The sequence below is a fragment of the Bacillus sp. 05T31 genome, assembly GCF_056396725.1.
In genome coordinates this window covers 1-406 of sequence record NZ_JBFTMA010001447.1, presented here as the reverse complement: position 1 = coordinate 406, position 406 = coordinate 1, and the positions used below count along the sequence as shown (strand labels likewise).

Annotated in this window: 1 protein-coding gene; it reads right to left on the bottom strand. The window is 36.2% G+C overall.

Annotation, left to right across the window (positions count from 1 at the left end):
* Window positions 1-406: TerC family protein (locus AC1DJR_RS33750; protein WP_477004646.1), on the bottom strand; the 406-nt coding region annotated here is incomplete at both ends.

The window sequence follows — 406 nt, the reverse complement described above, 5'->3', positions numbered from 1 at the left end:
CAATGTGCACTGATGGATGAGCAAGGGTATGCATTAATAACTTAACCCCAACCCAACCAACTAATAACATTGCGGCTTTTTCAAGACTAGGGCGTTTTGTCAATAACTTAACGAAGAATCCTGCTGCATATCGAATTACAATTAAACCCGCTATTGCACCTATTATAATAACAATAAATTTAGCACCATCCATACCACCAATTGCACCCATAGACGTATCGGGCAAGTCAATGACAAGAGCTACTGCTGCTAAAATAGAATCAACAGCGAATGCGATATCTGCTAATGCAATTTGAGCAACAGTCATATTATAACTTTTTCCTTTTTTCTCTTTTTCTCCATTGTCTTTTTTTAGTAAATGTTTTAAAGCAATGAAAATTAAATAAGCTGCCCCAATAGCTTGAAC